Source organism: Streptomyces sp. 8N706, from assembly GCF_052245415.1.
In the GTDB taxonomy this organism is placed as follows: domain Bacteria; phylum Actinomycetota; class Actinomycetes; order Streptomycetales; family Streptomycetaceae; genus Streptomyces.
The window spans coordinates 14,777-41,059 of the sequence record NZ_JBQQBW010000064.1; the positions used below are offsets into that span (position 1 = coordinate 14,777).

Annotated in this window: 25 protein-coding genes; 8 read left to right on the forward strand and 17 right to left on the reverse strand. The window is 70.7% G+C overall.

Annotation, left to right across the window (positions count from 1 at the left end; all coding sequences use genetic code 11):
• The first annotated feature begins 249 nt into the window (after positions 1 to 249).
• Positions 250 to 1,023 (forward strand): phosphatase PAP2 family protein, encoded by a 774-nt coding sequence (locus tag ACTWQE_RS22195; RefSeq protein WP_443330768.1) that lies wholly within the window; start codon positions 250 to 252, stop codon positions 1,021 to 1,023.
• Between the two features lie 184 nt (positions 1,024 to 1,207).
• On the opposite strand, the gene ACTWQE_RS22200 is transcribed toward ACTWQE_RS22195, so the two are convergent.
• Positions 1,208 to 2,824, reverse strand: a complete 1,617-nt coding sequence (locus tag ACTWQE_RS22200) for an FAD-binding oxidoreductase (RefSeq protein WP_443330769.1) — start codon at positions 2,822 to 2,824, stop codon at positions 1,208 to 1,210.
• 643 nt (positions 2,825 to 3,467) lie between these two features.
• Positions 3,468 to 3,647: a hypothetical protein gene (locus tag ACTWQE_RS22205; protein ID WP_443330770.1), complete on the reverse strand. Its 180-nt coding sequence runs from the start codon at positions 3,645 to 3,647 to the stop codon at positions 3,468 to 3,470.
• Between the two features lie 103 nt (positions 3,648 to 3,750).
• Between ACTWQE_RS22205 and ACTWQE_RS22210 the strand changes: the two genes are divergently transcribed.
• Positions 3,751 to 4,623, forward strand: a complete 873-nt coding sequence (locus ACTWQE_RS22210) for a hypothetical protein (RefSeq protein ID WP_443330771.1) — start codon at positions 3,751 to 3,753, stop codon at positions 4,621 to 4,623.
• A 323-nt stretch (positions 4,624 to 4,946) separates the two neighbouring features.
• Complete coding sequence (locus ACTWQE_RS22215) at positions 4,947 to 5,144, forward strand: hypothetical protein (RefSeq protein WP_443330791.1); 198 nt, start codon at positions 4,947 to 4,949, stop codon at positions 5,142 to 5,144.
• Positions 5,145 to 5,266: 122 nt separating this feature from the next.
• Here ACTWQE_RS22215 and ACTWQE_RS22220 read toward each other — a convergent pair whose 3' ends face one another.
• Positions 5,267 to 5,638, reverse strand: a complete 372-nt coding sequence (locus tag ACTWQE_RS22220; protein WP_443330772.1) for a metal-sensitive transcriptional regulator — start codon at positions 5,636 to 5,638, stop codon at positions 5,267 to 5,269.
• A 207-nt stretch (positions 5,639 to 5,845) separates the two neighbouring features.
• Here ACTWQE_RS22220 and ACTWQE_RS22225 point away from each other — a divergent pair, with 207 nt between their 5' ends.
• Together ACTWQE_RS22225 and ACTWQE_RS22230 are read left to right on the forward strand one after the other, a co-directional pair.
• Positions 5,846 to 6,466, forward strand: a complete 621-nt coding sequence (locus ACTWQE_RS22225) for a DUF47 domain-containing protein (RefSeq protein ID WP_443330773.1) — start codon at positions 5,846 to 5,848, stop codon at positions 6,464 to 6,466.
• A gap of 6 nt (positions 6,467 to 6,472) precedes the next feature.
• Entirely contained in the window at positions 6,473 to 7,471 is a 999-nt protein-coding gene (locus tag ACTWQE_RS22230) for an inorganic phosphate transporter (RefSeq protein ID WP_443330774.1), read from the forward strand.
• A gap of 362 nt (positions 7,472 to 7,833) precedes the next feature.
• Here ACTWQE_RS22230 and pstB read toward each other — a convergent pair whose 3' ends face one another.
• The 4 genes from pstB to pstS all read right to left on the reverse strand — a co-directional run bounded on the left by pstB (position 7,834) and on the right by pstS (position 12,023).
• Complete coding sequence (gene pstB, locus ACTWQE_RS22235) at positions 7,834 to 8,610, reverse strand: phosphate ABC transporter ATP-binding protein PstB (RefSeq protein WP_443330775.1); 777 nt, start codon at positions 8,608 to 8,610, stop codon at positions 7,834 to 7,836.
• Positions 8,611 to 8,634: 24 nt separating this feature from the next.
• On the reverse strand, positions 8,635 to 9,711 hold the full coding sequence (pstA, locus tag ACTWQE_RS22240; protein ID WP_443330776.1) for a phosphate ABC transporter permease PstA: 1,077 nt from the start codon (positions 9,709 to 9,711) through the stop codon (positions 8,635 to 8,637).
• 82 nt (positions 9,712 to 9,793) lie between these two features.
• On the reverse strand, positions 9,794 to 10,783 hold the full coding sequence (pstC, locus tag ACTWQE_RS22245; RefSeq protein ID WP_443330777.1) for a phosphate ABC transporter permease subunit PstC: 990 nt from the start codon (positions 10,781 to 10,783) through the stop codon (positions 9,794 to 9,796).
• A 112-nt stretch (positions 10,784 to 10,895) separates the two neighbouring features.
• The gene (gene pstS / locus ACTWQE_RS22250) at positions 10,896 to 12,023 is read right to left on the reverse strand and encodes a phosphate ABC transporter substrate-binding protein PstS (RefSeq protein ID WP_443330778.1); all 1,128 of its coding nucleotides are present in this window, start codon (positions 12,021 to 12,023) and stop codon (positions 10,896 to 10,898) included.
• A gap of 517 nt (positions 12,024 to 12,540) precedes the next feature.
• On the opposite strand from pstS, the gene ACTWQE_RS22255 reads away from it, so the two are divergent.
• Positions 12,541 to 13,644: a C40 family peptidase gene (locus ACTWQE_RS22255; RefSeq protein WP_443330779.1), complete on the forward strand. Its 1,104-nt coding sequence runs from the start codon at positions 12,541 to 12,543 to the stop codon at positions 13,642 to 13,644.
• A 46-nt stretch (positions 13,645 to 13,690) separates the two neighbouring features.
• Here the strand turns inward: ACTWQE_RS22255 and ACTWQE_RS22260 are convergent, their stop codons facing one another.
• The gene (locus tag ACTWQE_RS22260) at positions 13,691 to 14,218 is read right to left on the reverse strand and encodes an O-acetyl-ADP-ribose deacetylase (protein WP_443330780.1); all 528 of its coding nucleotides are present in this window, start codon (positions 14,216 to 14,218) and stop codon (positions 13,691 to 13,693) included.
• 364 nt (positions 14,219 to 14,582) lie between these two features.
• On the opposite strand from ACTWQE_RS22260, the gene ACTWQE_RS22265 reads away from it, so the two are divergent.
• A complete protein-coding gene (locus ACTWQE_RS22265; RefSeq protein WP_443330792.1) occupies positions 14,583 to 15,803 on the forward strand; it encodes a PP2C family protein-serine/threonine phosphatase in 1,221 nt (406 codons plus the stop codon).
• A 431-nt stretch (positions 15,804 to 16,234) separates the two neighbouring features.
• Here ACTWQE_RS22265 and ACTWQE_RS22270 read toward each other — a convergent pair whose 3' ends face one another.
• From ACTWQE_RS22270 to ACTWQE_RS22310, 9 genes are all read right to left on the reverse strand, one after another.
• Complete coding sequence (locus ACTWQE_RS22270; RefSeq protein ID WP_443330793.1) at positions 16,235 to 16,573, reverse strand: DUF2516 family protein; 339 nt, start codon at positions 16,571 to 16,573, stop codon at positions 16,235 to 16,237.
• A gap of 104 nt (positions 16,574 to 16,677) precedes the next feature.
• Positions 16,678 to 17,286 (reverse strand): hypothetical protein, encoded by a 609-nt coding sequence (locus tag ACTWQE_RS22275; protein ID WP_443330781.1) that lies wholly within the window; start codon positions 17,284 to 17,286, stop codon positions 16,678 to 16,680.
• Positions 17,287 to 17,304: 18 nt separating this feature from the next.
• A complete protein-coding gene (locus ACTWQE_RS22280) occupies positions 17,305 to 17,685 on the reverse strand; it encodes a helix-turn-helix domain-containing protein (protein ID WP_443330782.1) in 381 nt (126 codons plus the stop codon).
• A 508-nt stretch (positions 17,686 to 18,193) separates the two neighbouring features.
• Positions 18,194 to 18,835 (reverse strand): response regulator, encoded by a 642-nt coding sequence (locus ACTWQE_RS22285; RefSeq protein ID WP_443330783.1) that lies wholly within the window; start codon positions 18,833 to 18,835, stop codon positions 18,194 to 18,196.
• A complete protein-coding gene (locus tag ACTWQE_RS22290) occupies positions 18,832 to 20,181 on the reverse strand; it encodes a sensor histidine kinase (RefSeq protein ID WP_443330784.1) in 1,350 nt (449 codons plus the stop codon). The genes ACTWQE_RS22285 and ACTWQE_RS22290 overlap by 4 nt, the downstream gene beginning before the upstream one ends.
• Positions 20,182 to 20,186: 5 nt before the next feature.
• Positions 20,187 to 22,403 (reverse strand): MMPL family transporter, encoded by a 2,217-nt coding sequence (locus ACTWQE_RS22295; protein WP_443330785.1) that lies wholly within the window; start codon positions 22,401 to 22,403, stop codon positions 20,187 to 20,189.
• 215 nt (positions 22,404 to 22,618) lie between these two features.
• The gene (locus ACTWQE_RS22300) at positions 22,619 to 23,461 is read right to left on the reverse strand and encodes a putative protein N(5)-glutamine methyltransferase (RefSeq protein ID WP_443330786.1); all 843 of its coding nucleotides are present in this window, start codon (positions 23,459 to 23,461) and stop codon (positions 22,619 to 22,621) included.
• Positions 23,462 to 23,693: 232 nt separating this feature from the next.
• A complete protein-coding gene (locus ACTWQE_RS22305; protein ID WP_443330787.1) occupies positions 23,694 to 24,938 on the reverse strand; it encodes a GNAT family N-acetyltransferase in 1,245 nt (414 codons plus the stop codon).
• A 126-nt stretch (positions 24,939 to 25,064) separates the two neighbouring features.
• Complete coding sequence (locus ACTWQE_RS22310; protein WP_443330788.1) at positions 25,065 to 25,646, reverse strand: RsiG family protein; 582 nt, start codon at positions 25,644 to 25,646, stop codon at positions 25,065 to 25,067.
• 142 nt (positions 25,647 to 25,788) lie between these two features.
• Here ACTWQE_RS22310 and dtd point away from each other — a divergent pair, with 142 nt between their 5' ends.
• Entirely contained in the window at positions 25,789 to 26,214 is a 426-nt protein-coding gene (gene dtd, locus ACTWQE_RS22315; protein ID WP_443330789.1) for a D-aminoacyl-tRNA deacylase, read from the forward strand.
• The last annotated feature ends 69 nt before the right edge of the window (positions 26,215 to 26,283 follow it).

The window sequence follows — 26,283 nt, forward strand, 5'->3', positions numbered from 1 at the left end:
ACTCGTCCGGAACTCGTCTGCGACTCAGCGTGAAGTCGCCCCCTGAGCTGCGACGATGGATCACCCTTGGATAACGTCCTGGTGATCTTTCGGTGGAGAGCGGCACGCAGGTACGGGAACCTGACGTTCCCTTGACTGGGGACGCAGAACCTCAGGAGACCGCGAGGATTCTCAGCAGTTTCGTACGAGCACGGACGTTTCGTACGAGCACAGACGTTTCGTACGAGCACAGACAAGGGGCCGCGCCAGATGGCTGGAGTCGAATCGACCGGGTCGAACCCCGACGTCACCCTGCTCTACGACATCAACGGACTGGCTGTGGACGCGCCCGGCTGGTTCGACCGGGTCATGGAGTGGACCGGTGAGTACGGGATCATGGCGGCGATGCTGTCGCTGGTGGCCTGGTGCTGGTGGAGTGTCAGAAGGCGCCCCGAGGCACCGACCGCTGTGGCCGCTCTCGTCTGGGCGCCGCTCGCCGCGGGTATCGCGCTGCTCATCAACATCCCGATCCGCGGGTTCGTCGAGCGACCGAGACCCTTCCGCGACCACAGGGGTCTGGAAGTCCTGGTCGGTGGGAAGACCGACTTCTCCTTCGTCAGCGATCACGCGACGATGGCGATGGCCATCGGGGCCGGGCTCTTCGTCGCCGACCGGAAGTTCGGGCTGGCGGGCATCGGGCTCGCGCTCCTGGAAGGCTTCTGCCGCGTCTACATGGGTGTGCACTACCCGACGGATGTCGTCGGCGGCTTCGCGCTCGGTACGGCGGTCGTGCTGCTGCTCGCCCCGGCGGCCATGGCCCTGCTCACCCCGCTGACGCGGACGGTGGCGGACTCACCGCGCCTCGGGCCCCTGGTCCGGAGCCCGGCGGCTCCACGGGCCGTGGAGGCCGGGGGGCCCGCCCCGGTGGTCGAGCCGGGGACCGAGGCCGAGGGCGGGGCCGGGGCCGGGCCGGGGGCCGAGGACGGTCCCGGGACGGCGCCAGAGCCCCGCGATGCGGACGGCGACAAGGGCCTCGCGGCCTGAGCGGCCGGCCGGGCACACGGCTGAAGGGCCCTGATGAGCGCCCTTATGAGCACGGGTCGAGCATCGGTCGAGCACCGGTTCTGCACTGGCTGAACGACCGGCTGAGCTGTCCGGAGCCACGCAGGCCGAACCTGCCGCCCCCGTACGCGGAGGCCGCAGGAGCTTCCCTGCGCGGTCGCCCAGCTCACAGAGCCTGGGGGAAGTCGAAGAGCCGGTCCGGGTCGTACTTCTTCTTCAGCTGCGTCAGCCGGTCCGCCGCGGAGCCGTAGTACGCCCGGCGCCAGTCCCTGAGCTTGGCGTCCGTGTAGTTCTGGTACGCCGCGCCCGAGGCGTGCCGCCGCATCGCCTGGTGCAGACCGTCCAGCCAGGCCGACTGCCGGGACCCGCTGCCGCCCGCGGGGTAGGCGGCCACGTACTGGGCGAGAACGCGCGAGCGGCGGTGCACGAACGCCGTCGCCCCGGGAGCGACCCGGTTGACCGCCCCGCCGAGCGCGGTGAGTTGGATGCTGCCCGAGCCGCGTCCGCCGACCCTGCTGTAGCGCTCGGTCCGGTCGATCAGGACCCGGATGCCCTCTGCGCTGAGCGAGCGGTCGTAGAAATCCGAGCGCGCGAGGTACGTCTCGCGCTTGAGCACGCCGCCCGGACGGCGGCCCGGTGTGGTGCCCGGCAGATGGCACTGGTCGGTGGTGTACGTCGAGCAGCCCGCGTAGCCGGTCATCGCCTCCTGGTAGCCGCGGCGGCGCAGCGACACCGAGGACGCCGGGGCGCCGACGCGGTCGGCGAGCCGGTCCACGGCGTTCTTGAGCCCGCTGTACGTACCGAGGGAGAAGATGGAGACGGTCACCCGCGGGGTGCCGCCCGCGGCGGCGCTGAGGTGCGCGGCGGACCAGATCTCGTCGTCCTGGGCCGGCCCCCATTCCTGCCAGGCGCGGATGACCGCTGCCGCCTTGGCCCAGGGCCAGTTGAGGTGGGCACTGGCCGCCTCCGGCGTCCGGTGCGTACGGAAACGGAGTTCCGTGACGACGCCGAAGTTGCCGTTGCCCGCGCCGCGCAGGGCCCAGAAGAGGTCGGAGTGGTGCTCCTTGTCGCACCGCAGCGTCCGGCCGTCGGCGGTGACGAGCGTGGCACCGACGAGACTGTCGCAGGTCAGGCCGTAGGCACGGGAGACGACGCCGTGGCCGCCGCCGAGGGTCAGTCCGGAGATGCCGACCGTGGGGCAGGAGCCGCCGGGGACCGTGAGGCCGTGCGCGCCGAGGCGGGTGTAGACGTCGATGAGCTTGGCGCCCGCGCCGATGGTGGCGGTGCTCCCGGAGGTGATCCGGTCCAGCTTGGAGACATCGATGACGAGGCGGCCGTTGCCGCTGGACCAACCGGCGTACGAGTGACCGCCGTTGCGGATCGAGACGGGGATGGAGTGGCGGCGGGCGAAGGCCAGGCACTCGGCGGCGTCGGCGGTGTTCGCGATGTAGGCGACAGCGGCGGGGCGCAGACCGTCGAAGCGGGTGTTGTAGAGCCGGCGAGCCGCGGACCAGTCGGCGTCGCCGGGCCGTACGAGGCCTCCGTCCAGGCCGCGGCCGAGGGCGGACCAGTCGGCGGCGCCGGCCGCTCCCTTCCCGGCGGCCGCTCCGCTTCCGGTGGCGGCACGGGTGCGTGGCGCTGTCCCGCCGGAGCCCGGACCGGGTCTGTCGGAGGGCCCGGGCCGGCTAGGAGACGCCTGTCCGGCGGCGTCACCGCAGGCGACGAGCCAGGCGGCGGTGGCCGCGAATCCGGTGCCTGCTTGCAGCAGCGTTCGCCTGTCCATGTCGAAAACCGAACCCTTCCCCGAGGACATCTGATGCTCTGCCAGACGGTGTCCGGGGGATACGGGTTCCTTTGCCCCGGTCCGGGAGTTCGGGCGCACCGGGCCCGGTGCCGCCCGCGCGTTCACGGACAGCGGGCTCGCGGGCTCCGCCTCGCGCCGTACGACGCAGGGGCCCACCGCGCCCTACCCAGGGGGGCGGAGCGCCGGGGGTGTCGACGGCCCGCCCCGGCGACGTGATGGCGGGCGGGGTGGCGGAGGCCCGCCGAGGGGAGGCACCCTGGTCGAGGTCACCGGGGGTGTTCCACCACGGGACGGGGCCGAGGGCTGTCCCCGCTCCGGCGATGCGCACGACGCCGTCCGGGGCACAAGCTCTCGGCCATGGCGTTCGGCCACCGGCCACGGTGTTCGGCGACGAGCCTTTGGCCACGGTGGCAGCCACGGGTTGTTCGGCCGCGGTGGCGGCTACGGGCTGTTCGGCCGCGACGCCCTGCCCTGTGCGGGGCCGCTGGTGCCGGGTGGGGGCACAGGCCGTCCCGCCTCGTCTCAGCCGAGCGCGGCGTGCCCCTGTTCGGTGGCGGCGCGCAGCAGTTGGGAGGCCGTCCAGTGGCAGGTCCGCCCGGTGGCAGCCGGGGCGCCTACGCCGTCAGCTCATGCGCGGCAGCTCATGTGCGGCCGCGTCCTCGCGGGCTCTCGCGCGGGCGCGCCGCGCCGGACCCGCCCAGCCGCAGGAGCACCGAGCGATGCTGAAGGAGCCCCGCTCGTCGGTGCGGGTGTGGTGCCGCTCGCCGCGTGCGGGGTCGTTGCTGTGGGCTGTCTGGCGCACCGGTCCACCGTACCGGCCGTGACGGGCCCCCCGGGAGCGTCGTTAAGCGGAAAGAGCTTCGGACCAGCTCAATCCGGCTGGGTCTTTCTGGGGGTACGCGGCGATGGTGGTGCAGCGGCACAGAGGACGGGGCGGCGCCGTCGCCGCCGTGGGCAGCTTGCTGGTCGGCCTGGTGACGACCGGCTGTTCGGGCATGGGCGCGGCCGCCGACGAGCGCGGCCCCGCCGACGAGGGCGGGGGAGGCAGCGAGTCCGCCGCCGCTGCCGTTCACCGCGCCGCCGACGTCCTCGTACGGTCCGGCAGCTCCCGGGCCCGGACGTCCATGGAGACGGCCACCGGTGGCACCCGGGTCACCATCCGCGGCAGGGGCGCCTTCGACTACGGCAGACGGATCGGGCGTCTCCGGGTCGTGCTGCCGCAGGACGCGGCAGGAGACGAGGAGCACCGGCCGGTCACCGAACTCCTCTCCCCCGGTGCGCTGTATATGAAGGACCGGGGCGCGGGCGTACCCCCCGACAAGTGGGTGCGGGTGGACACCACGGCGCTGGCCGACGGGAATCTGGTGACGGGCGGGGCGACCGATCCGCTGTCCGCGGCGGAACTGCTGCGCGGGGCGCGGCAGGTGGAGTATGCCGGTGAGGAGACGGCCGCCGAGGACGGGGCGAGGGTGCTGCACTACCGTGGGACGGCGGATATCGAGCGTGCCGCGAAGGCCGCCTCGCCGCATGCGCGCGGGGCCCTGGAGGCCGCCGCGAGGGGATTCTCCGAGGACGCCGTGCCGTTCGATGCCTACCTCGACGAACAGGGACGGCTCCGGAAGGTCCGCCACCGGTTCACCTTCTCCAACGGCAGCGGCACGGCCGGTACGGAAGTCGTGTCGACGACCGTGCTCTACGGGTTCGGGTCCTGGGTGGATGTCGAACTGCCGGCCGAGCGTGATATCTACGCCGGGAAGATCGCGGTCCCGGAGGCGTAGCGGCAGGGCATCCGGGGGGCATGAGCGGCAGGGCATCCCGGCGGCATGGCTGCCGGGCGCGACGACGGCATGACGGCATGACGGCAGGCTGCCACGGAGGCATGGGGGAGAGAGCGCGTGCGGCGAGCGAAGAGCCCGGAGACGAGCGGCGGGCGAAGAGGCGGGTGTAAGGGTGCGTGGCAGGGGCAGGGGGTCGATCGGGCCCGGGGAAATGGTCCGTCCGTGCCATGCGCGCGCTGTGTACGGGTCCCTACTCTGGGGTGTGCATGCCCAGGGGTGGGTGACACAGGCGATGCTCGTCAGAGGAGGTGACGCACGTGGTGATGTCCTGCGGTTCGACGGTCCAGGACCACGTGGCCCTCGCCGAGATCGAGCTGTGCGGTGAGTTGATGATCGCGGCATCGGCCGCGGACGAGGAACGGCTCAGCTCGGACCGTATCGACGAGGTACTCATGGTGGCGGGGGACCGTCCCGATGAGATGCTGCCCCCCACTGGCAGACGACGACGCAGCTCCGGCTGACGGTCGCCATCCGCCACCGGACATGGGACGGTCACCACCCGCCAACCCGCCGCCGGCGTTGGACGGTCGCCCCCGCCCCGGGTGGTGGCTGAAATCCGACGTTCCGCCGCCCGCGGCGACCGCTATGTCCTCAGCAGTCGCGCGATGGCCGCTGTGGCTTCCGTCACTTTCTCGTCGATCTCCCTGCCGTCCTCCGCCGACCCGTCGGCGGCGGCGCTCTCCACCGCCGCGCTGGCCACACAGTGCCGCAGATGCTCTTCCAGCAGTTGGAGGGCGAAGGACTGCAGAGCCTTGGTGCTGGCCGACACCTGGGTGAGTATGTCGATGCAGTACACGTCCTCGTCGACCATGCGCTGCAAGCCCCGGATCTGGCCTTCGATCCGGCGCAGCCGCTTGAGGTGCTGGTCCTTCTGCTGGGTGTAGCCATGCGGGCCGGTGTCCCTGGGGGGCTCGGACTCCGGGGTGTGGCAGGCGGCGGCCTCGGTGGTCGTCATGGGGTCCTCCCGTTGTCCACTGGGATGGCAGTTGCCATGGCTTATACCCCTGGTGGGTATATGTTACCGAATGTCGCGACAGGGTGCCGGGGGGCCCTGCTGACCACTCTCTTCGATGGGCGACACTGAGGGAACTCCGGTTAGCCGTGGCCGGATGATGCGCCTAGCATCACCCTGACCGAATCCGATGCATCCCGAGGACCCCACGTGCGCTTTCGTCTGACCCCCAGGGAGACGAGCTTCTACGACATGTTCGCCGCGTCCGCGGACAACATCGTCACGGGCTCGAAGCTCCTGATGGAACTGCTCGGGGCTGACCCCTCCGCCCGGGCCGAGATCTCCGACCGGATGCGGGCAGCGGAGCACGCGGGTGACGACGCGACCCATGCGATCTTTCACCAGCTGAACTCCTCCTTCATCACACCGTTCGACCGCGAGGACATCTACAAGCTGGCCTCGTCGCTCGACGACATCATGGACTTCATGGAGGAGGCCGTCGATCTGGTCGTTCTGTACCAGGTCGAGGAGCTGCCGAAGGGTGTCGAGCAGCAGATCGAGGTCCTCTCGCGGGCCGCGGAGCTGACCGCCGAGGCCATGCCGCACCTGCGGACGATGGAGAACCTCACCGAGTACTGGATCGAGGTGAACCGCCTCGAGAACCAGGCGGACCAGATCCACCGCAAGCTCCTCGCCCAGCTCTTCAACGGCAAGTACGAGGCCATCGAGGTCCTCAAGCTGAAGCAGATCGTGGACGTGCTGGAGGAGGCGGCGGACGCCTTCGAGCATGTGGCCAACACCGTCGAGACCATCGCGGTCAAGGAGTCCTGACCCGAGGTGGACACCTTCGCTCTTGTCGTGACCATCGGGGTCGCGCTCTTCTTCACGTACACCAATGGCTTCCACGACTCCGCGAACGCCATCGCGACCTCCGTCTCGACACGGGCGCTGACCCCGCGGGCCGCGCTGGCCATGGCTGCGGTGATGAACCTCGCTGGCGCCTTCCTGGGGAGCGGGGTCGCCAAGACCGTCAGTGAAGGGCTGATCGAGACCCCGACCGGGCGGTCGGGGATGGGGATCCTCTTCGCCGCACTGGTCGGTGCGATCGTCTGGAACCTCGTCACCTGGTACTTCGGTCTGCCCTCCTCCTCCAGCCACGCGCTGTTCGGCGGCATGGTGGGCGCGGCGCTCGCCGGCGGCACCGAGGTCATCTGGACCGGGGTGGTCGAGAAGATCGTCATTCCGATGTTCCTGTCCCCGCTGGTGGGACTGGTGCTCGGTTATCTCGTGATGGTCGCCATCCTCTGGATGTTCCGGAAGGCCAATCCGCACAAGGCCAAGCGGGGCTTCCGCATAGCCCAGACCGTCTCGGCGGCGGGCATGGCGCTCGGTCACGGCCTCCAGGACGCCCAGAAGACGATGGGTATCGTCGTGATGGCGCTGACCATCGCGGATGTCCAGGGGCAGGGCGACGCGATTCCGGTCTGGGTCAAAATCGCCTGCGCGCTGATGCTGTCGCTCGGTACGTACGCCGGCGGCTGGCGCATCATGCGGACCCTCGGCCGACGGATCATCGAGCTGGACCCGCCGCAGGGCTTCGCCGCCGAGACGACCGCGGCGTCGGTCATGTACACCGCGTCCTTCATGTTCCACGCGCCGATCTCGACCACGCATGTCATCACGTCCGCGATCATGGGCGTGGGCGCCACCAAGCGGATCAACGCCGTGCGGTGGGGTGTCGCCAAGAACATCGTCGCCGGCTGGTTCATCACCATGCCCGCGGCGGCGCTGGTCGCCGCGCTCTGCTACTGGATCGTGGAGCTGGCCTTCGGCTGACGGCCGCCGCGTCTCGGCGGAGTCCGGGTAGGCCCCGGCGGAGCCCGGCAGGCTTGCGGAGCGCGGCAGGCTCGGCCCGGACGGGCCCCTCAGCAGGGCCGCAGTCGAGCCGCGGACGGCACGGGGTGGCAGTCGGGCTCGGTGCCGACCGGAGTGGCGGGCCCCCGCAGCGCGAGCGCGAGCGGAGCCCTGGCCCAGCAGAGCCGGGCGCCGATGCCGGAGAACGCGGACCGGTCCGCCCCGGGACCCGGACGACAGGACATACACATGGATGGGCCCGCCCCCGGGAGCCAGGGGCGGGCCCTTCGTCTTGCGGTGGCACCGCCATGCAGCACCGCAGGACGGTCAGGTCTCCAGATCCATCAGCCGAAGCGGCCGGAGATGTAGTCCTCCGTCGCCTGCACGGACGGGTTGGAGAAGATCCGCTCGGTCTCGTCGATCTCGACGAGCTTGCCGGGCTGGCCGACGGCGGCCAGGTTGAAGAAGGCGGTGCGGTCCGAGACACGGGCCGCCTGCTGCATGTTGTGCGTCACGATGACGATCGTGAAGCGCTCCTTCAGCTCGCCGATCAGGTCCTCGATCGCCAGGGTCGAAATCGGGTCCAGGGCCGAGCAGGGCTCGTCCATCAGCAGGACCTGCGGCTCCACCGCGATCGCACGGGCTATGCACAGACGCTGCTGCTGGCCGCCGGAGAGACCGGAGCCGGGCTTGTTCAGACGGTCCTTGACCTCGTTCCAGAGGTTGGCGCCCTTGAGGGACTTCTCCACGACGGCGTCGAGCTCGCGCTTCTTGTACGAGCCGTTGAGCCGGAGGCCCGCAGCGACGTTGTCGTAGATCGACATGGTCGGGAACGGGTTCGGGCGCTGGAAGACCATGCCGACCGTACGGCGTACGGCGACGGGGTCCACCCCGGAGGCGTAGAGGTTCTCGTCGTCCAGCATCACCTTGCCCTCGACGCGGCCGCCGGGGGTCACCTCGTGCATCCGGTTGAGGGTGCGGAGGAAGGTGGACTTGCCGCAGCCGGACGGGCCGATGAAGGCGGTCACGGAGCGGGGCTCGACGGTCATCGAGATGTCCTCGATGGCCCTGTGGTTGCCGTAGTACGCGGTGAGGCCGCTGACGTCGATGCGCTTGGCCATGTGAATCACTTCTTTTCTGTGGCCTCAGCGGCCGGTCTTCGGGGCCTTCCAGCGGGCAATGCCGCGGGCCACCAGATTGAGGATCATGACGAACGCGATCAGGACGAGCGCGGCCGCCCATGCGCGGTCGAAGGAGGCGTCGGTACCGATCCGGTACTGCTCGAACACGTAGAGCGGGAGCGAGGACTGGGCTCCGCTGAACGGATCGTTGTTGATGAACGCGTTACCGAACACCAGCAGCAGGACAGGGGCGGTCTCACCGGCGATACGTGCGACGGCGAGCATCACGCCCGTGGTGATACCGCCGATCGCGGTCGGCAGCACCACCTTGAGGATGGTCCGCCACTTCGGCACGCCCAGGGCGAGGGACGCCTCGCGCAGCTCGTTCGGAACGAGCTTGAGCATCTCCTCGGTCGAGCGCACGACCACCGGCATCATCAGGATCGCCAGGGCCAGCGCGCCGGCGAAGCCGGAGAAGCCCATGTTGAAGGTCAGCACCCAGGTGGACAGGATGAACAGACCCGCGACGATCGACGGGATGCCCGTCATGACGTCCACGAAGAACGTGACCGCCTGCGCCAGCTTTCCGCGGCCGTACTCGACCAGGTAGATCGCCGTGAGCAGACCGATCGGAGCGGCGATCAGCGTCGCGATGCCGACCTGTTCGAGGGTGCCCAGGATGGCGTGGTAGACACCGCCGCCCTCGTCGGTGTTGGCGAGTCCGGCCATGGAGTGGCTGAGGAACGCGCCGTCCAGCACCTTCGAGCCGCGGACGACGGTGGTCCACGCCAGCGAGACCAGGGGGACGATCGCGACGACGAAGGACACCCAGATGAGGCTGGTGGCGACCCGGTCCCTCGCCTGGCGGCGGCCCTCGACGGCCGAGGTGATCCCGTAGGTGCCGAGGACGAAGATGATCGCGGAGATCAGGCCCCACTGGACCCTGCTCTGCCAGCCGGCCGCGAGGCCGATGCCGCAGCCGAGGGCCACCGAGACGACGGCGATACCTGCCGGTGCCCAGCGCGGGAGCCGTGCGTGCGACAGGGCGGCCGGACGTGGTGCATCCGTGACCGGACGCTTGTCCATGACGGCGTTGCTCATGCCGCTGCCCCCGTTCCCTTCGCGCCGCCGCACCGGCGGCTCGTGTTGCCCGCCGGGAGCCCGGCGACCGTGATGACGTTGCTCATGCGTTGGCCCCCGAGTACTCCTTGCGGCGGGCGATGATCAGCCGGGCCGCGCCGTTGACCAGCAGCGTGATGACGAACAGCACCAGGCCGGAGGCGATCAGCGCGTCCCGGCCGTAGTCGTCGGCCTCGTTGAACTTCGCCGCGATGTTCTGGGCGAACGTGCCGCCGCCGGGGTCCAGCAGATGGCCGGAGAAGAGGAAGCTCGGGGACAGCACGGTGGCCACGGCCATCGTCTCGCCGAGCGCTCGGCCGAGGCCGAGCATCGAGGCGCTGATGATGCCGGAGCGCCCGAAGGGCAGCACCGACATACGGATGACCTCCCAGCGCGTGGCACCGAGGGCCAGGGCCGCCTCCTCGTGCATCTTCGGCACCTGGAGGAAGACCTCACGGGTGACGTTGGTGATGACCGGGAGGATCATGACGGCCAGCAGGATGCCGACGGTGAAGAGCGAGCGGGCGGGGCCGGCGCCCTCCTTCTGGAAGATGTACGTCCAGCCCAGGTAGTCGTTGAGCCAGGCGTTCATGCCGTCGAGGTACGGCACCAGGACGAGGGCGCCCCAGAGGCCGTAGATGATGCTGGGGACCGCGGCGAGCAGGTCGATGACGTACGCCAGCGGAGAGGCCAGCTTGCGCGGTGCGTAGTGCGAGACGAACAGTGCGATGCCGACCGCGACGGGGACGGCGATGACCATGGCGATGATCGAGCTCACGACCGTGCCGTAGGCGAGGATCGCGATACCGAACTCCGGCGGGCTCCCCGCCGGGTTCCACTCGAAGGCGGTGAGGAAGTTGGCCTCGTCCTTCGAGATCGCCAGATAGGCGCGGTACGTCAGAAAGACCGCGATGGCCGCCATGATGACCAGCAGCAGAACGCCGGAACCACGGGAGAGACCGAGGAAGACCCGGTCTCCGGGGCGGGTGGCCCTGCCCTTGGTGGCGGGGGACGGCGATGGCGGTGGGGCTGTCGCGGTGGGAGATATGTCCATGGATTGCTCCGGTCTGGTTGGGGGATGTCCCCTGGCGGCGGTGCACCGGATGGGTGGAGACCCGGGACGACCGGCCCCGCCCGGTGATGGTGGGCGGGGCCGGTCGCTCGGATCAGGAAAGGGTCGGCACGGTCTCGCGGACCTTGGTCGCGATCTCGGCCGGCAGCGGGGCGTAGCCCTTCTCCGGGAGGATCTTCTGGCCGTCCTCGCTGGCGGTGTAGGTCAGGAAGGACTTCACGGCGTCGAGGGTCTCGGCCTTGTTGCCCTTGTCGCAGGCGACCTCGTAGGTCACCAGGATGATCGGGTACGCGCCCTCGGCCTTGGTCCCGTAGTCGAGTTCCAGGGCGAGGTCCTTGCCCTTGCCGACGACCTTGGCGGCCGCGATGGCCTTGGAGGCGTTCTCGGCGGTCGCCTCGACGGGCTTGGCGGCGCCGGTGTCGACCTTCACGGTGTTGATGTTCTGCGAGGTCGCGTACGACAGCTCGGCGTAGCCGATCGCGCCGTCGGTCTGCTTGACCTGGGAGGCGACGCCGGAGGAGCCGCTCGCGGACTGGCCGCCCTTGGCCGGCCAGGACTTCTCCGCCTCGTACTTCCAGTCGCTGCCGGCGGCCTTGTTCAGGTACTTGCCCAGGTTCTGGGTGGTGCCGGACTCATCCGAGCGGTGGAAGGCCTGGATCTCGGTGGACGGCAGCTTGGCGTCCGGGTTGAGCTTCTTGATCGCCGGGTCGTTCCACTTCTTGATCTTCGAGTCGAAGATCTTGGCGATGGTCGGACCGTCGAGGACGAGGTTGTCCACACCGGAGACGTTGTAGGTGATGGCGACGGGGCCGCCGAGCATCGGCAGGTTGATGCCCTGGCCGCCCTTGCAGACCTTCTTCGACTGGGCGACCTCCTCCGGCTTCAGCGCGGAGTCGGAGCCTGCGAAGGCGGTCGAGCCCTGGAGGAACTCGGTGATGCCGCCACCGGAGCCGATGTCCTTGTAGTTCAGCTGCACGTCCTTGCAGGCCGTCGCATAGTTCTGGACCCAGGCGTCGATGGCGTTCTTCTGCGCCGAGGAGCCGGACGCGAGCAGCTGGCCCTTGCCGTCGCACTTGATGTTGCTTGCCGCCTTGGTGTCGGCGCCACCGTTCTTGGTGTTGTCGTCCGAACCGCAGGCGGTGAGGACGAGGGCACCGGAGACCGCGACGGCGCCGACGGTCAGGGCTCGCAGACCGCGGCCGTTCTTACGCTGAAGCTTCACCTTCGAGTGTTCCTTCCTGAAGCCCGCCGGCGGACGGCGAAGACGAGGTGTGTGGTTCTGCATCCACCGGCGCTGCACGCTCACCGGCTACGGCTGAAATTAGGCAGATGAAGTGAATCGAGCGACGGGCCCAAGTGAACGCAAGGTGAACCTCGTCCATCGGTGCGGCGACCGGAAACGGGGTGGTCCTGCCTGCTGGCGCGGGATGTCCTGGGGGATGCGCCCCGCTCGCCGTACAGCTTCAGTGTGATCCCGCTCACATCGCATCGCGCGTTGTCGGGCCCCGCCCGCCCCTGCGTGTCGGCCACGGGGCGACTGTACGGGTGCGGGCCCCGACGGGCGGGGCCTCGTCCGTGGGGGCGCCGGTGCGTGGGGAGCGCGTTCGCGTGGGGCGCCGTCGCACGGGCTCACCGGCGGACAACCGGAACCTCACGGGGTCCTCGTACCTCTGTCGGATTGCGGGGAGGCGTGGCACCATCCGCGCCGGGGGAGACAGCTTGTCGGGACCAACTGGTGGATGAGGAAAGGACGGTGGCCGGTGACGCGGCAGGGGGTCGGGACGGTGGGGGTTCGCAGGGTGGGGCGCGGGACGGTCGTCACGGCGGCGGCGCTGGTGTGCGGCGTGAGTTCCCTCCTGGCGCCCGGAGCGGCGTACGCGGCCCCCGCGGAGCCCGAGCCCAGGACGGACCGGAGTCTCGAAGAGGTCCGCAAGGAGATGGACGGTCTGTACCGCAGGGCGGAGGCCGCCACCGAGGCGTACAACAGGGCTCGCAGCGCGTCGGAGAAGCAGTCCCAGGAGATCGTGCGCATCGCCCGGTCGATCGCCGACGCCCAGAAGCGGATGGACCGCCTCAGGACCCAGGCGGGCGCACTGGCGCGCGCCCAGTACCGCGCCGGCAGCCTGCCCGACGAGGCCCGGCTTCTCCTCAACGACGATCCCGGGGACTTCCTCAGGGACGCGCGCCTCGCCCGTAAGGGCCATCAGGCGACGAAGGGCTTGATGACCACGCTGGCCGCCACGCAGAGGGACCTGGACGGCTATGCGAAGTCAGCGAACGAGCAGTGGCGGAAGCTCGAGGAGAACCGCAAGCGGAAGGCCGCGGCGAAGAAGCAGGTCAAGGCCCGGCTCGCGGCGGTGAGGGAGCTGGAGTCCACGCTCCAGCGCGAGGAGCTGGAGCGGCTGCGCGAGCTCGAGGACGAGGCCGCGCGCAAGGCGCAGGCGAAGTGGCTCGGCTCCGGTGTGCTGGACAAGGCCGGCGGCAAGGCCTCGGAGCGCGGCAGGAAGGCGATCGCGTACGCGACCCGCCAGATCGGCAAGGACTACGAGTGGGGGGCGGAGGGCCCGAAGACGTACGACTGCTCGGGGCTGACCTCGCAGGCGTGGCTGGCCGCGGGCCGGGCCATCCCGAGGACCTCGCAGGAGCAGTGGCGTCAGCTGCCCCGGGTGGACATCGAGGACATGCGGCCGGGTGACCTGATCATCTATCACCAGGACGCCGGTCATGTGGGGATGTACGTCGGCGACGGCGCCATCGTCCACGCGCCGAGGCCGGGGCGGCAGGTCACGCTCGCCGGGGCGGGGTCGATGCGGATCCTGGGTGTCGTACGCCCTGACAAGTGATGTTCAAGCCAATATTCCTTGACGGTGCGTCAGTTCTGAACGGTTCTCAGGGAGCGGACAGCGCGCGCAGGGTGTCGGCGAACACGTCGTAGGCGTCCTGGCCGAAGAGGACGAAACGGCCTTCGGCCACGGTCTCCGGGTGTGCGGCGAGGACCGTGGAGAGCGCGATGCGCGCGGCGTCGGCGAGCGGCCAGCGGTAGACGCCCGTCGAGATGGCGGGGAAGGCGACCGTACGGGCCCCGAGCTCGTCGGCGACGCGCAGGGACTCGCGGTAGCAGGAGGCGAGGGTGTCCGAGCGGTCCTCCGTGTCCGACCACACAGGACCCACGGTGTGGATCACCCAGCGGGCCGGCAGCCGTCCCGCGGTCGTCGCCACGGCCTGCCCGGCCGGGAGGCCGCCGCCGTACTGTGCCGCACGCAACACGCGGCACTCCGCGAGGATCTCGGGCCCTCCCTTGCGGTGAATGGCGCCGTCCACACCGCCGCCGCCCAGCAGGGAGCTGTTCGCGGCGTTCACCACCGCGTCGACGGACTGCTCGGTGATGTCGCCCATGATCAGCGTGATGTTCGTCATTCCCCTATTGTCCCGCTTCCGGTCAAAAGCCCAGTACGGAGGGGCATATGACGCTGGCGGATCTCGTTACGGCATTCCACTCCGGCGTCGGCTACCGCTATGGTCGCCTGACAGTGCCCGGCGCAGCTTCCGAACCTGACCAGACCATGCGCGCTCCGGGCCTGGCGGTATGCCGATCGGCGGCCGCCGCGCCCTCGGGGGGAGGGAAGGAAACAGAGCAATGCCCGTACCCGTACCGCAGCAGGGGAAGTCCCTTGTTGCGGGAGGTGCTCCGGCTGACCTCTCGGCACGCACCGAGGAGGGGCGGCCGACAGTGCCTGTGCCGCACCAGGCCGGGCCGGTGGACAGCGCCGGACCGGCGGACATGGCCCTGTCCCGGCCCGCGCCCACGCCTGCCCCTGAGGCGGCGAACGGCGCCGGGCTGACGCTGCTGGTGATCGAGGACCACCCGGCCGTTCCGCTCACCATCCCGGAGATGCTGGACGCCGAGGGCAAGCGAGTCCGTATCCGTACCGCCCGTAACCTCACCGAGGCGGAGCGGCTGCTCACCGACGATGTGAACTGCATCCTGCTCGACCTGGCCCTGGACGTCCCCGGCCAGGAGTCCGGTGACGAGCTGGACACGCTGCGCCATGTCCTGCGGCTCGCCCCCAGCACCGCGGTGCTCGCGCTGACCGCCGTGGCCGACGCCGAGCGGGGCGCCGAGGCCGTACGGGTCGGCGCCCAGGACTACCTCTTCCGCGACGAGCTGGACGGACGGCTGCTGAACCGCGCCATGCGCTACGCCGTCGAGCGCAAACGCGCCGATGTCGCGCAGCGGCAGCTGACCGAGTCGAGGCTGCGCGGACAGGAGAACTCCCGGCTGGAGCGGGGGCTCCTGCCCAAGCCACTGCTGGACGGGTCCGACCTCCGGTTCGCCGCCCGTTACCGGCCCGGCCGCAGCCGTGCGCTGCTGGGCGGGGACTTCTACGACACGGTCCGTACGCCGGACGGCACGGTTCACGCCATGATCGGCGACGTCTGCGGGCACGGCCCGGACGAGGCCGCGCTCGGGGTCGAGCTGCGGATCGCCTGGCGGGCGCTGACCTTCGCGGGTCTCTGCGGCGACGAGCTGCTGGGCACCCTGCAGAAGGTCCTGGAGAACGAGCGGGCGGACGAGGAGATCTTCGCCACGCTCTGCACCGTGGACATCGCGCCGGACGGCCGTCGGGCCGGGCTGTGCCTGGCCGGGCACCCCTCGCCGCTGCTGGCGCGCGCCGGCCGGCCGCCGCAGCTGATGCCGTTCGAGGACGGGGGCCCGGCGCTCGGCCTGCTGCCGCGCGCCCGCTGGCCCCGCCGCCAGGTGGAGCTGGGCGGGGCCTGGAGCCTGATGATGTACACCGACGGCCTGATCGAGGGCCGGATCGGGCAGGGAACGCAGCGGCTGGGCCAGGACGGCATGACCGAGATGGTCGCGCGGCAGCTGGCCGAGGGGCTGCGGGGCGAGGACCTGCTGGACGCGGCCGTGACCGAGGTGCGGTCGCTCAATGGCGGCGAGCTGACGGACGACGTGGCAGTCCTGCTGCTGGACCGGGGGCAGTGCTGAGCGTCGCGCCCGCGCAGGGCCCGGCTGCGCCCAGGAGGGTTCGGCTGCGGGGCGACGGGGCTCGGCTGTGCGTCGGCGGGAATTTCTCTGAGGCTCGGTGGCCGGGTGGCGCCTGGCGGGCGCGCGGTTCGGCTGGGCTCGCTGGCCGGATGAGGCCCGGCGTGCGCGGTTCGCGTGGGGGCTCGGTGGCCGGGTGAGGCCCGGTGTGCGCGGTTCGCTCGGTGGCCCTGCCGCGCCAGGTTCGGGTGGGTCCCGGAAACAGGCTGTGCGCCGTGGGGACGTGGCCCCCATGGCTCAGCGGCCGCAGTCGGGGCGGGGCCAGGTGCGCCGTGGGGTCGGGCCGCCCCATGGCTCAGCGGCCGCAGTCGGGGCGGGGCCAGGTGCCTGACCGGCCTGAGGCCGGTCGTCCGCGGCCCGGGACGGACGGTGGCTCAGCGGCCGCCGTTGTACGGCCCGTACGGACCGTCCGAGCTGCTGCCGCGGCGGCTCCGGCCGCCGCCCGAGATCTGCCTGAGCGCGGGCCGGACATCCACGATGTACACGATGGTGGCGATCAGCCCGATGATCGGCAGGAACGACATGATCCCGAAGATCAGGCTGACCAGGCTCGCCAGACCGAGGATGATCAGCCAGAAGGGCTTCGTCTGCTTGCCGGCGGCGCGATAGGCGTCCTCGCGGCGCACGGCGGAGTCCACGAAGGCGAACAAGGTGAAGAGGAAGAGGGCAAGGGACAGCCACCCCAGCACCTCGTTGAACCCCTGCAACAACACGCCGTCCACCACCTAGAGAGTCTGTCGAGCGAGTGTCTCGCCGACACCGTACCCGTACAACGGGCCGGGCACGCAGTGCGTGCCCGGCCCGTCCGTACGTGCGTTCACTCGCCCGGCTTCGGGGCGGGCTTCTTCGCGGTGGTCGTCTTGCGCGGCGCGGGCTTCTTGGCCTGGCCGGCCTTGTCCTTCTCGGCCTCCACCACGGAGCCGACGGTGGGCTCCGGCCGCTGGGCCGCTTCGGACGGCTGCTCCGGCTCGGTCCGGGGCTCGACCGCGACGGCGATCTCGGTGATCTCCTCGGCGGCGTCGCCGCGCCAGGTCTTCACGGCGCGCTGACCGCGCTCGGCGAGCTCGTCGTAGGTCTCACGGGCCTTGACCGCGTACTCGGCGGCCCGCCCGACACCCTGCAGGGCGAAGTCCTGCGCGGTCTGGCCGATCTTCTTGAGGTCCGTGTCGAGGGTGCCCAGCACCTCGTTGACCTTGCTCTGTACGGTGACCTGGGCCTCCTTGGCCTGCTTGGTCACCCGCTCCTGCACGGCCCGGGGGTCGGTGGACCGTACGGCTGCGATGCGCTCGGGGGCCTCGGCGCGGAACTTCTCGATCAGCGCCGGGACCTCCCTGAGCTTCTCGGCCGCGAGGTCGGCGGTACCGGCGGCGGCGTAGAGGGGGGTCGGGTCGGTGAGGGTCTTGCGCAGGTCGTCGGTGATGGCCATGGAGATGGTCCTCCCGGATCAGTTCGAAGGTTTGGTGGCTTCGTCGTCCGTCACGAGCCCGTTCTCCTTGCGGAAGGACTCGTAGATCTGCAGCAGCACCTGCTTCTGCCGCTCGTTGATCGTCGGGTCGGTGAGTATCGCGCTCTGCACCTCGAGCCCGTCCCGGTCCTTCTCGTCGAGGATCCCGGCCTGCACGTACAAGGTCTCGGCGGAGATCCGCAGCGCCTTGGCCAGCTGCTGGAGGATCTCGGCGCTCGGCTTGCGCAGACCGCGCTCGATCTGGCTCAGATAGGGATTCGACACCCCGGCGGCGTCGGCGAGCTGCCGGAGCGACAGCTGCGCGTTGCGCCGCTGGTCCCGCAGGAACTCGCCGAGGTTGCCGACGTTGAGTGAAGCCATGCCCCGATGCTGCCTCACGCGCGCTAACTTTTGCAAGCAGGCGCTTGCAGAAGTGGTGTAACCGGTGTGTTGCCGACCATGTGCCTCGCAGCGACAACAGTCACCTCACAGCGCGAACTGTCACCGCACGACCGTTCGCCGGGATCCGGGTCCGGGTTCGTGCGATGTTCCAGGTCACCGGCTTGCGCCCACATCGACGTGGTGACAACCGGGCTGCGAAAGAGGCGCTGGTGACAACAAGCTCGCGCATCTGGTGACAGATAGCGCTGAGAAGCCGGAGCCGAGTCCCAATTCGGCCGCCGTCGGCGGTGACATCTACCGCTACGAGGCACAGACCGGGATCCTCGCAGGGTTTCCGGTCTTCGACGAGGTGGAGGGCCGGCCCTTGCCGCCGCACGGTGACGGCGCCTCGACCGGCCGAGGAGGCCGGCGACTCCGACAGTGGCCGCCACCGCCGCCGCGCTCCGAGGCCCGCCACCACCGCAGCGCTCCGAGGGCGGCTGACGCGCTACGACGGGCGGCGCAGCAGGCCCCGTTCGAGCGCGACGACCACGGCCCGGGTCCGGTCGTTCACATCGAGCTTGGCGAAGAGCCGGAGCAGATGGGTCTTCACCGTGGCTTCCGCGATGACGAGCCGTCTGCCGATCTCGGCATTGGTGAGCCCATCCGCCACCGCGTTCAGCACATCGGTCTCCCGGCCGGTCAGTGGGGCCTGCGCGGGCTGCCGCATCCGGGCGACCAGCCTCTCGGCCACGCGCGGTGCCAGCACGGTCTCGCCGCGAGCCGCGGCATGGATGGCGTCGACGAGCTGGTCACGGGTGGTGTCCTTGAGCAGATAGCCGATCGCGCCGGCTTCGACCCCCCGCTCGATCTCGGCATCGGTGTCGTACGTCGTCAGGATCAGCACCCGGGTCCGCGGATGCCGGGCGACGATCTCGGTCGTGGTCGCGACCCCGTCCAGATGCGGCATCCGCAGGTCGATCAGGGCGACATCGGGCTCGTACCGGTCGACGAGCTCGAGGGCCGGGCGGCCGTCGTCCGCCTCTCCGACGATCTCGATGGTGGGCTCCGAGGCGAGCAGGGCGATGACACCGGCGCGCATCACCGAATGGTCGTCCACCACGATGATGCGGAGCTTCTCGCTCCTCATGCCGTCACCTCCCTCGGCGGGCCGTCCGTGCCGCCCCTCGCGCTCTCCGCACCCGGTGCGCCCCGCGTGCTCCGCGTGTCCCGTTCCGCGTTCGGTGGGCTCTGTGGGCCGCCCGCCCGTGGGTCGTCCACGCTCTCCGTGGGAATCATCGCCAGAATGCGCGTGCCGTCGCCGACCGAGCTGGTCACGGTGAGCCGTCCGCCCAGCTCGGCGAGGCGCTTCCGCATCCCGTCGAGGCCGAATCCCGGAGACCGGCCGACCCGGAAGCCGCGCCCGTCATCGGTGATCTCCAGTTCGACACCGAACGGCTGCCGGGTGAGGACGACGCCCACCGTGGAGGCCGCCGCGTGCTTGCTGACGTTGGCCAGCGACTCCTGGGTGCAACGCAGCAGCGCGATACGGGTCTGCTGGTCGCACACGATGTCCGTCAGTTCCGCGACGACCGTGAGCCCGGTGTCCTCGGTGAACCGGTCCAGGGTCCTGCGCAGCGTCCGGGCCACCGAGCCCGCCGCCTGGCTCTGCTGAGCGGAGCCGACCAAAACGCGTGCCTCGGCGAGGTTTTCGCGCGCCGTGCGCTCGATCGAACGCAACTGCTGTGCGCTTCTGCCCGTATCGGTGTCGAGCCCCGCCCGCGCGGCTTCGGCGAGCACGATGATCGACGCGAATCCCTGTGCGAGCGTGTCATGGATCTCCCGCGCCATACGTTCCCGCTCCTCCACGGCGCCCTGCCGCTGGTGCGCCTCGGACAGCTGAAGCTGCGTACGCTCCAGCTCGACGATCAGCCGGGCGCGTTCATGGCTCTGCTCGACGACCGCGTGCACCCACAGCCCCATCAACACGCCCGCGGCCACCACGACGAGGGTGGAGACGAGCGTGGAACTGAAGAACTCCGCACTCCAGCCCTGCCGCAGCCAACTGCCCGTCAGCGACGCAACGGTGGCGAGCCCGATGAAGACCATCGAAGCGCGCAGGGTCCGGCCGAACAACCAGAAGTGCGGCAGCGTCACCACGAACAGCGCCGCATAGCCGCTGCGCAGATACGCGAGTCCGCCGAGCCCGAGGACGAGCACCCCCAGATAGGTGTGCGGACCCAGCACGGGATTGTCCGGGAACCGTTCGAGGACCGCGTAACAGAGCACCACACAGCCCAGCATCGCCAGCGCCCAGTACTTGCTGCCGCCGGGACGGTCCATCGCGGCGAGCCCGAGGGACATCGCACCGAACAGCACCCAGCAGACCACGTTCCACTGGCGCAGCGTCCTGCCCCAGAAAGGGTCGGCGGGCCTGCCGAGAGCCGGGCCGCTGAAGGAGTTCTGGCGGCTGCCGGCCCTCGACCATGGATTCATACGGCTCACGGTACGTCGACCGCCGGCTTCCGCTCAGCCGCACGCCGACGCCGTACTGTCCCCCTCCCCGCCCGCCGTATCGCCCGCGAGGGCCACCAACTCGCCTGGCCCAGCAGCAGCATGGCCGACGGCAGGATCATGATCCGGATGATGAAGGCGTCGAGGAACACGGCCACCGCGAGACTGAAGCCGATCTGCTTCATCTCGATCAGATGCAGGAAGACGAAGGCGGCGAAGACCGTGACCATCACGACGGCGGCACTGGTCACCACGCTCGCCGAGCTGCCGATCCCGTCGAGTACGGCCTTCCGCGTGGGGACGCCGCGCAGTGCCGCCTCTCTGATCCGGCTCACCACGAACACCTGGTAGTCCATCGAGAGCCCGAAGAGGATCACGAACAGGAACAGCGGCACCCGTGAGCCGATCGACCCCGTGGAGTGGAAATCCAGCAGGCCCTCGGCCCACTCGCCCTGGAAGACCAGGACCAGCAGCCCGAGCGCTGCCGCGGCGGAGAGCAGATTGAGCACGACGCCGATCAGTCCGAGCACCACCGAGCGGAACGCCAGCACCGTCATGGCGAAGGTGACCAGCAACAGGGCCCCGACGACCAGCGGCAGCTTGCCCGCCTGGTGGGCGGGGTAGTCGGCGTAGCGGGCGACGTCCCCGGTCACCCCTTGCTCGACCCCGGGTATCCGGCCGACGGTGGCGGGCACGTAGTGGTCCCTCAGACGGGCGAGGGATGCCCGCGCCTCGTCGGAGTTGCCCCGGTGCGGCACGGACAGCTCCAGCACGGCGACCCTTCCGTCGGCCGACGTCCGCTGCCGCGGACGGCCGGTGAACAGCGGGTCGGCCTCCGCGCGCCGACCGAGCTCCCGCAGCGCCCCGGCCACCTCGCGGGCACGGTCGGGCGCACCGCGTACGACGACCTGATGCGTGACCCGCAACTCCGGGAATGCCTGGTGCAGCCGGTCGTACGTCCGCATGGCGGGAATGTCGCGCGAGTGGGTGTCCCGGCTCATCTCCGTGAGCTTCAACCCCGCCACCGGGGCGGCGAGACCGAGCATGACCAGCACCGAGACGCACAGGGTGATCGCCGGGTGCTTGCTCGCGGGCCGCATCAGGGCACTCCACACCCGGCCGGTCCCGGTCCTCCGTACCGGTCGGGGTTTGCGCGTACCGGGCGTGCCGCGCTCTCCGCGCGCCGCACGGCGCTCGGAGCGCTGCCCGATCTTCACCAGCAGCGCGGGCAGTACGGTCAGCGAACTGGCCACGGCGACCAGGACGACGACGATCGTGCCGGTGGCCAGCGAGGAGAAGATGACATCGGACGCCAGATACAGCGTCGCCGTGGAGACGACGACCGCGAGCCCGGAGACGACGATCGCCCGCCCCGAGGTCGCCGCGGCAAGCTCCACCAGGGCTTCGGAACCGAGCCGGCCGCCGGAGCGCGCCCGTTCCTCCCGCTCCCGCTTGAGATAGAAGAGCGAGTAGTCGACACCGACGGCCAGGCCGATCAGCAGGATGACGTTGTTTCCGACTCCCGCGTCGGGGGAGAGGTGCGAGACCACCATCGAAAGACCCATGGCCGCGGCGATCGAGGAGAGGGCCAGCAGCAGCGGCACTCCGGCCATGACCACGGAACCGAACACGATCAGCAGCGTGATCAGGGTGACCGGCAGGGTGATCGCTTCGGAGAGCGCCAGATCGCTGTCGCGCTGGGCGTCCACGCCCTTGCCGACCGAGGGGCTGCCGGTCTCCTCCACCCGCAGGTCCGGATGGTTCCTCTGCACTGCCGCGGTCTGTGCGCGGAGCGCGTCGACGTTCTTCTTGCCCACCAGCTCCGGGCCCCGCATGGTGACTTCGACCAGGAGGACCTCACCGCTCCTCGACGTACGGGGGGCGGCCACGCTCCCGACCTCGGGCAGCTTCGCCATCCGGGCGGTGAGATCCCGGGCGGCCGCGGCCGCCGCGGCGCCGGCCGGTACGCCGGACCTGGCGGAGATCAGCACCTGCTCGACAGGTTTGCGCTCCAGATGCCCCTCGGCCGCCATCGCCTCGGCCCGGCCGGCCTCACCGACCCGGTAGTCGTCGGTGGTCGCGCTGTTGGTGCCGACCGCGATGCCGGCTCCCAGACACAGAACCACGAAAAGCAGCCATCCGATGATCGCGCGCCAGGGGTGCAGGGCGCTCCAGCGGGCGGCGCGCACAGGTAGCTCGTTCATACGGAAAGCCTTGCTGGCCAGGCCCGTTCACGACAGCACCGTCCGGTTGTACTTCCCGTCCACCGATCAGTGGACCCCTCCGCTGGGGCTGTCCCCCCGGTTCCGCGTACCGGGAACGAACCGGGGGCGCGCCGTGCCCCCGGCTCCTGACCACCCGTCGGACGGGACCCGTGGTCCCGGTGTGCCCCGGGCTCGCCCGCCACGGACAGCCCGAGTCATCGGGTCTCCGGTGGTGGGCACGGGGCGTTTTCCTCCAGGTGCGTCCCGGCGGGCCTGGTGCCGATGACGACCGTGGCGTCCAGTTCGTCGGACGCGGCCACCCGCGGTATCAGTCCGTTGCGGGCGAAGGCCTCGACGGTCCGCGGCGCCTGGCGTTCGCTCGTCTCGACCAGCAGATGGCCGCCCGGCGCCAGCCACAGGGGCGCCTCGGCGGCCACCCGCCGCTGGACGTCCACCCCGTCCGCGCCGCCGTCGAGCGCCACCCGCGCTTCGTGGATGCGGGCCTCCGGGGGCAGGAGCCCGATCTCCTCGGTCGGTACGTAGGGCGCGTTGGCGACGAGGACGTCGACCCGGCCCCGCAGCGCGGCGGGCAGCGGTGCGTAGAGGTCGCCTTCGTACACCTGGCCGCCGGCGGCGGCGACGTTGCGGCGGGCGCACCGTACCGCGGCGGGGTCGATGTCGACGGCGTGCAGCTGAGCCCGGTCCAGGCACGCGGCCAGCGCGGCGCCCACCGCACCCGCGCCGCAGCACAGGTCGAGGACGACGGCCGCTCGTGGCGGGGCGAGTGCGGCGGCCTCACGGACGAGGAACTCGGTGCGGACGCGGGGTACGAAGACCCGGGCGTCGACGGCGATCCGCAGGCCGCAGAACTGCGCCCAGCCCAGGACGTGTTCGAGTGGCAGACCGGCGGCGCGCCGCTCCACCATGGCGTCGAGGCCGTCCGGCGTGCGTGCCGCGGAGATGAGCAGTCGCGCCTCGTCCTCGGCGAAGACACAGCCGGCGGCGCGCAGCCTGGTGACGACGGTGGAGGGAGCGAGAGGTGAGGGGGAAACCGACATGAGAGCCTTCCGGGATGCCGAAGGGAACTCTCGCGGTCACCTATGCCCGGTGGACCGTACAGCCGTGAGGTGAGAGCACCCAGCCTGTGACAGCGGTAATGGGTCTCACCTCCTCGGTACGTACCGGAGCCGGCAACATTACCCGAGCCGGGCCGCGTCGCGCAGACGGATCAGCGACTCCCGACGGCCCCGCCGCTGGTCGCTGTCCGTCGGAACCGGCGGCGGTTTCCCGTCAGAAGACGTCCGGGCACCATGGACGGCGGGGAGTCCGCAGCAGCGTGTCCGCGAGCGCTGAGGCCCCCGGGCGTTCCTCCGCCACACGGCCCAGCGCCGTCAGCCGGACCGCCGACTCGTCGCCGAGGTAGAGCGCTCCCAAGTCGCCGACGCCCAGCGACAGATCGGCCGACTCCGTGGTCGCGGTGCATGACGCCCCCTCCGGAGAGGCGTCCAGCCGGAAGCGGCCGGCCGAGAGTCCCGCGGGGTCGTGCACATCGAGGACCAGGGAGCCCGGGGCCGGGTAGGTACGGGACTCCAGGGCGCGCGGGATGTCCAGGAGCTTGATCCAGAGAAAGTCCGCATGGGTGGTCAGCCGCGCCGCCCGGGGGTCGGGCAGCAGCAGGGGGAGGAGGTCGTCGGGGGCGCGGAGGCCGGAGACGACCGTGGTGATCCAGTCGGCCGACAGCAGGAAGTGCCACAGCGCGCGCTCCGCGGCCGGGGTGGCCGCGATCAGGCCGGTGACCGTTGCCCGGCAGTGCGGCCGCTTGGCATCCCACCGGTCGTCCGGGACATAGCTGAGCAGGCCGTCGACCCGGCCGCCGGCCGCCGAGCGGTAGACCGCGTAGAAGGGCTCCCGCCACGTCTCGGAGGGCATACGGACCTCGCCCGTGTTCCGGAGCCACCAGCGCTCGTCGCGGTCGACCGCGCCGTGCTGTGCGGCGCGCAGCCGCTCATGCAGCTCCGGGCCCGTCTTCCGGACGTCGGGGCCGTCGACGAGGTCCACCCGGCCGCCGTCGTCCGGGCCCGACCAGCGTGGGTCCAGGCCGGCCCGCGCCACGTCGACCTCCCACTCGGAGACCCAGGCCGCCGGGCCGAAGCCGTACCGCCCGTAGATCGGGTACTCCGCGGCGATCAGGGTGGACAGGACATCGCCCCGCTCCTTCGCCCGCGCCTGGTCCTCCGCCATCATCCGGCTGAGCAGCCCCCGCCGGCGGTGCGTGGGCGAAACGCTCACATTGCTGACCGCGTTGGCCGTCAGGGCCGCGCCGCCGGGCGCCGTGATCTCCTGCGGGAAGCTGCGGTACGTGCCGACGCACCGCCCCGCGTCGAACACTCCCTGGGTGCGGTCCATGATCAGGCCCGCATGCCGTATCTCGATCTCCTCGTCGGAGATCTCCGGTGAGCGCAGAAAACCGGTCGACAGGGCGCGCACCCAGTCCGGCAGATCGGAGCCGGTGATCGTACGGATGTCGAGGCTCATACCGGCCACGCTAGGCGAGACCGCCCCATCCGGTCGTTCGAATTATTTGCGGGCCGTCCCGGCCGGTGCCGGACGAACGCCCTCGGCATCCGGACGACGGTGTGCGCGGCCGTCCGCCGCCGTGGGTCATGCGAGCAGATCGTCCACCTGGGCCTCGCCCGCGCGGTACCGGCGGGCGATCTCGGCGCTGCAGTCGTCCGCCGTGCGCTGGAGCTGCTGCCGCCGCCGCGACACCTGCTGCTCGCAGCGGGCGAGCCGCCCCATCGCGCCGTGCAACTCCTCGTCCGTACGGGAGTCGAGATCCGACAGCTCGACCTCGGACAGCATGTCCTCGGCCAACTGCCGGTACTCCTCGCTGTGCGGGGTGCCCAGCGTCACATGGCGGGCCGAGCGGTTCCGGGAGGGCCCGTCGGCGAGGATCTCCCCGAGCCGGTCCACGACGGGCGACTCGGGTGCGGCACGCCTCTCCTGCTCGGCGCCGAGGATGTCGATCCGCCCCTGCAGCAGCCGCCGTACATAGCTCAGATCGGCCTCCTCCTGCTGCGACTCACGGCGCAGCGCCCGCAGTTCGGGAAGCCGTAGCTCCCGCAGCTCGTGGCGCGGCACGTCCGGCAGGGATGCCGTCCTCTGCGTCGGCGGGCGGGTGGTGGTGGTCGTACGGGCTGTCGGTACGGGACCGGGTGTCTGCCCGGTGTCAGGTGTGCTCATGGGTCATCCGTCCCCTCGTCCGGTGCGGCGCCAGGTCACCGACGTGCGCACCGCCTGTGAGCATCGTGCCACTGTGCGAGGTGCACGTGCATCGGCACCGCACCCGATGGGACCCGGACGGGTGCAGGGCATCATGGTCCGTATGCGTGCTGTGGTGCAGAGAGTGAACGGGGCGAAGGTCGTCGTGGACGGCGACACGGTCGGCGAGATCGTCGGCCAGGGCCTGTGTGTGCTGGTCGGGGTCACCCATGAGGACACCGTGGCCAAAGCCGCCCAACTGGCCCGCAAGCTATGGTCCGTACGCATCCTGGAAGGCGAGAAGTCCTGTTCGGACCTCGATGCACCCCTCCTGGTGATTTCGCAGTTCACTCTCTACGGTGATGCCCGGAAGGGCCGCCGGCCCACCTGGAACGCGGCGGCGCCCGGTGAGATCGCCGAGCCGCTCGTCGACGAGGTCGTCGCGCAGCTGCGGGCTCTGGGCGCGCACGTGGAAACGGGCCGCTTCGGAGCGGATATGAAGGTCTCGCTCACGAACGACGGCCCGTTCACGGTTCTGCTGGAGGTCTGACCCGGCCGGGTCCCTGTCCGGCCACGGGGGGCGGGGGGGCCCATGACCCCCCCCCCCCCCCCCACCACC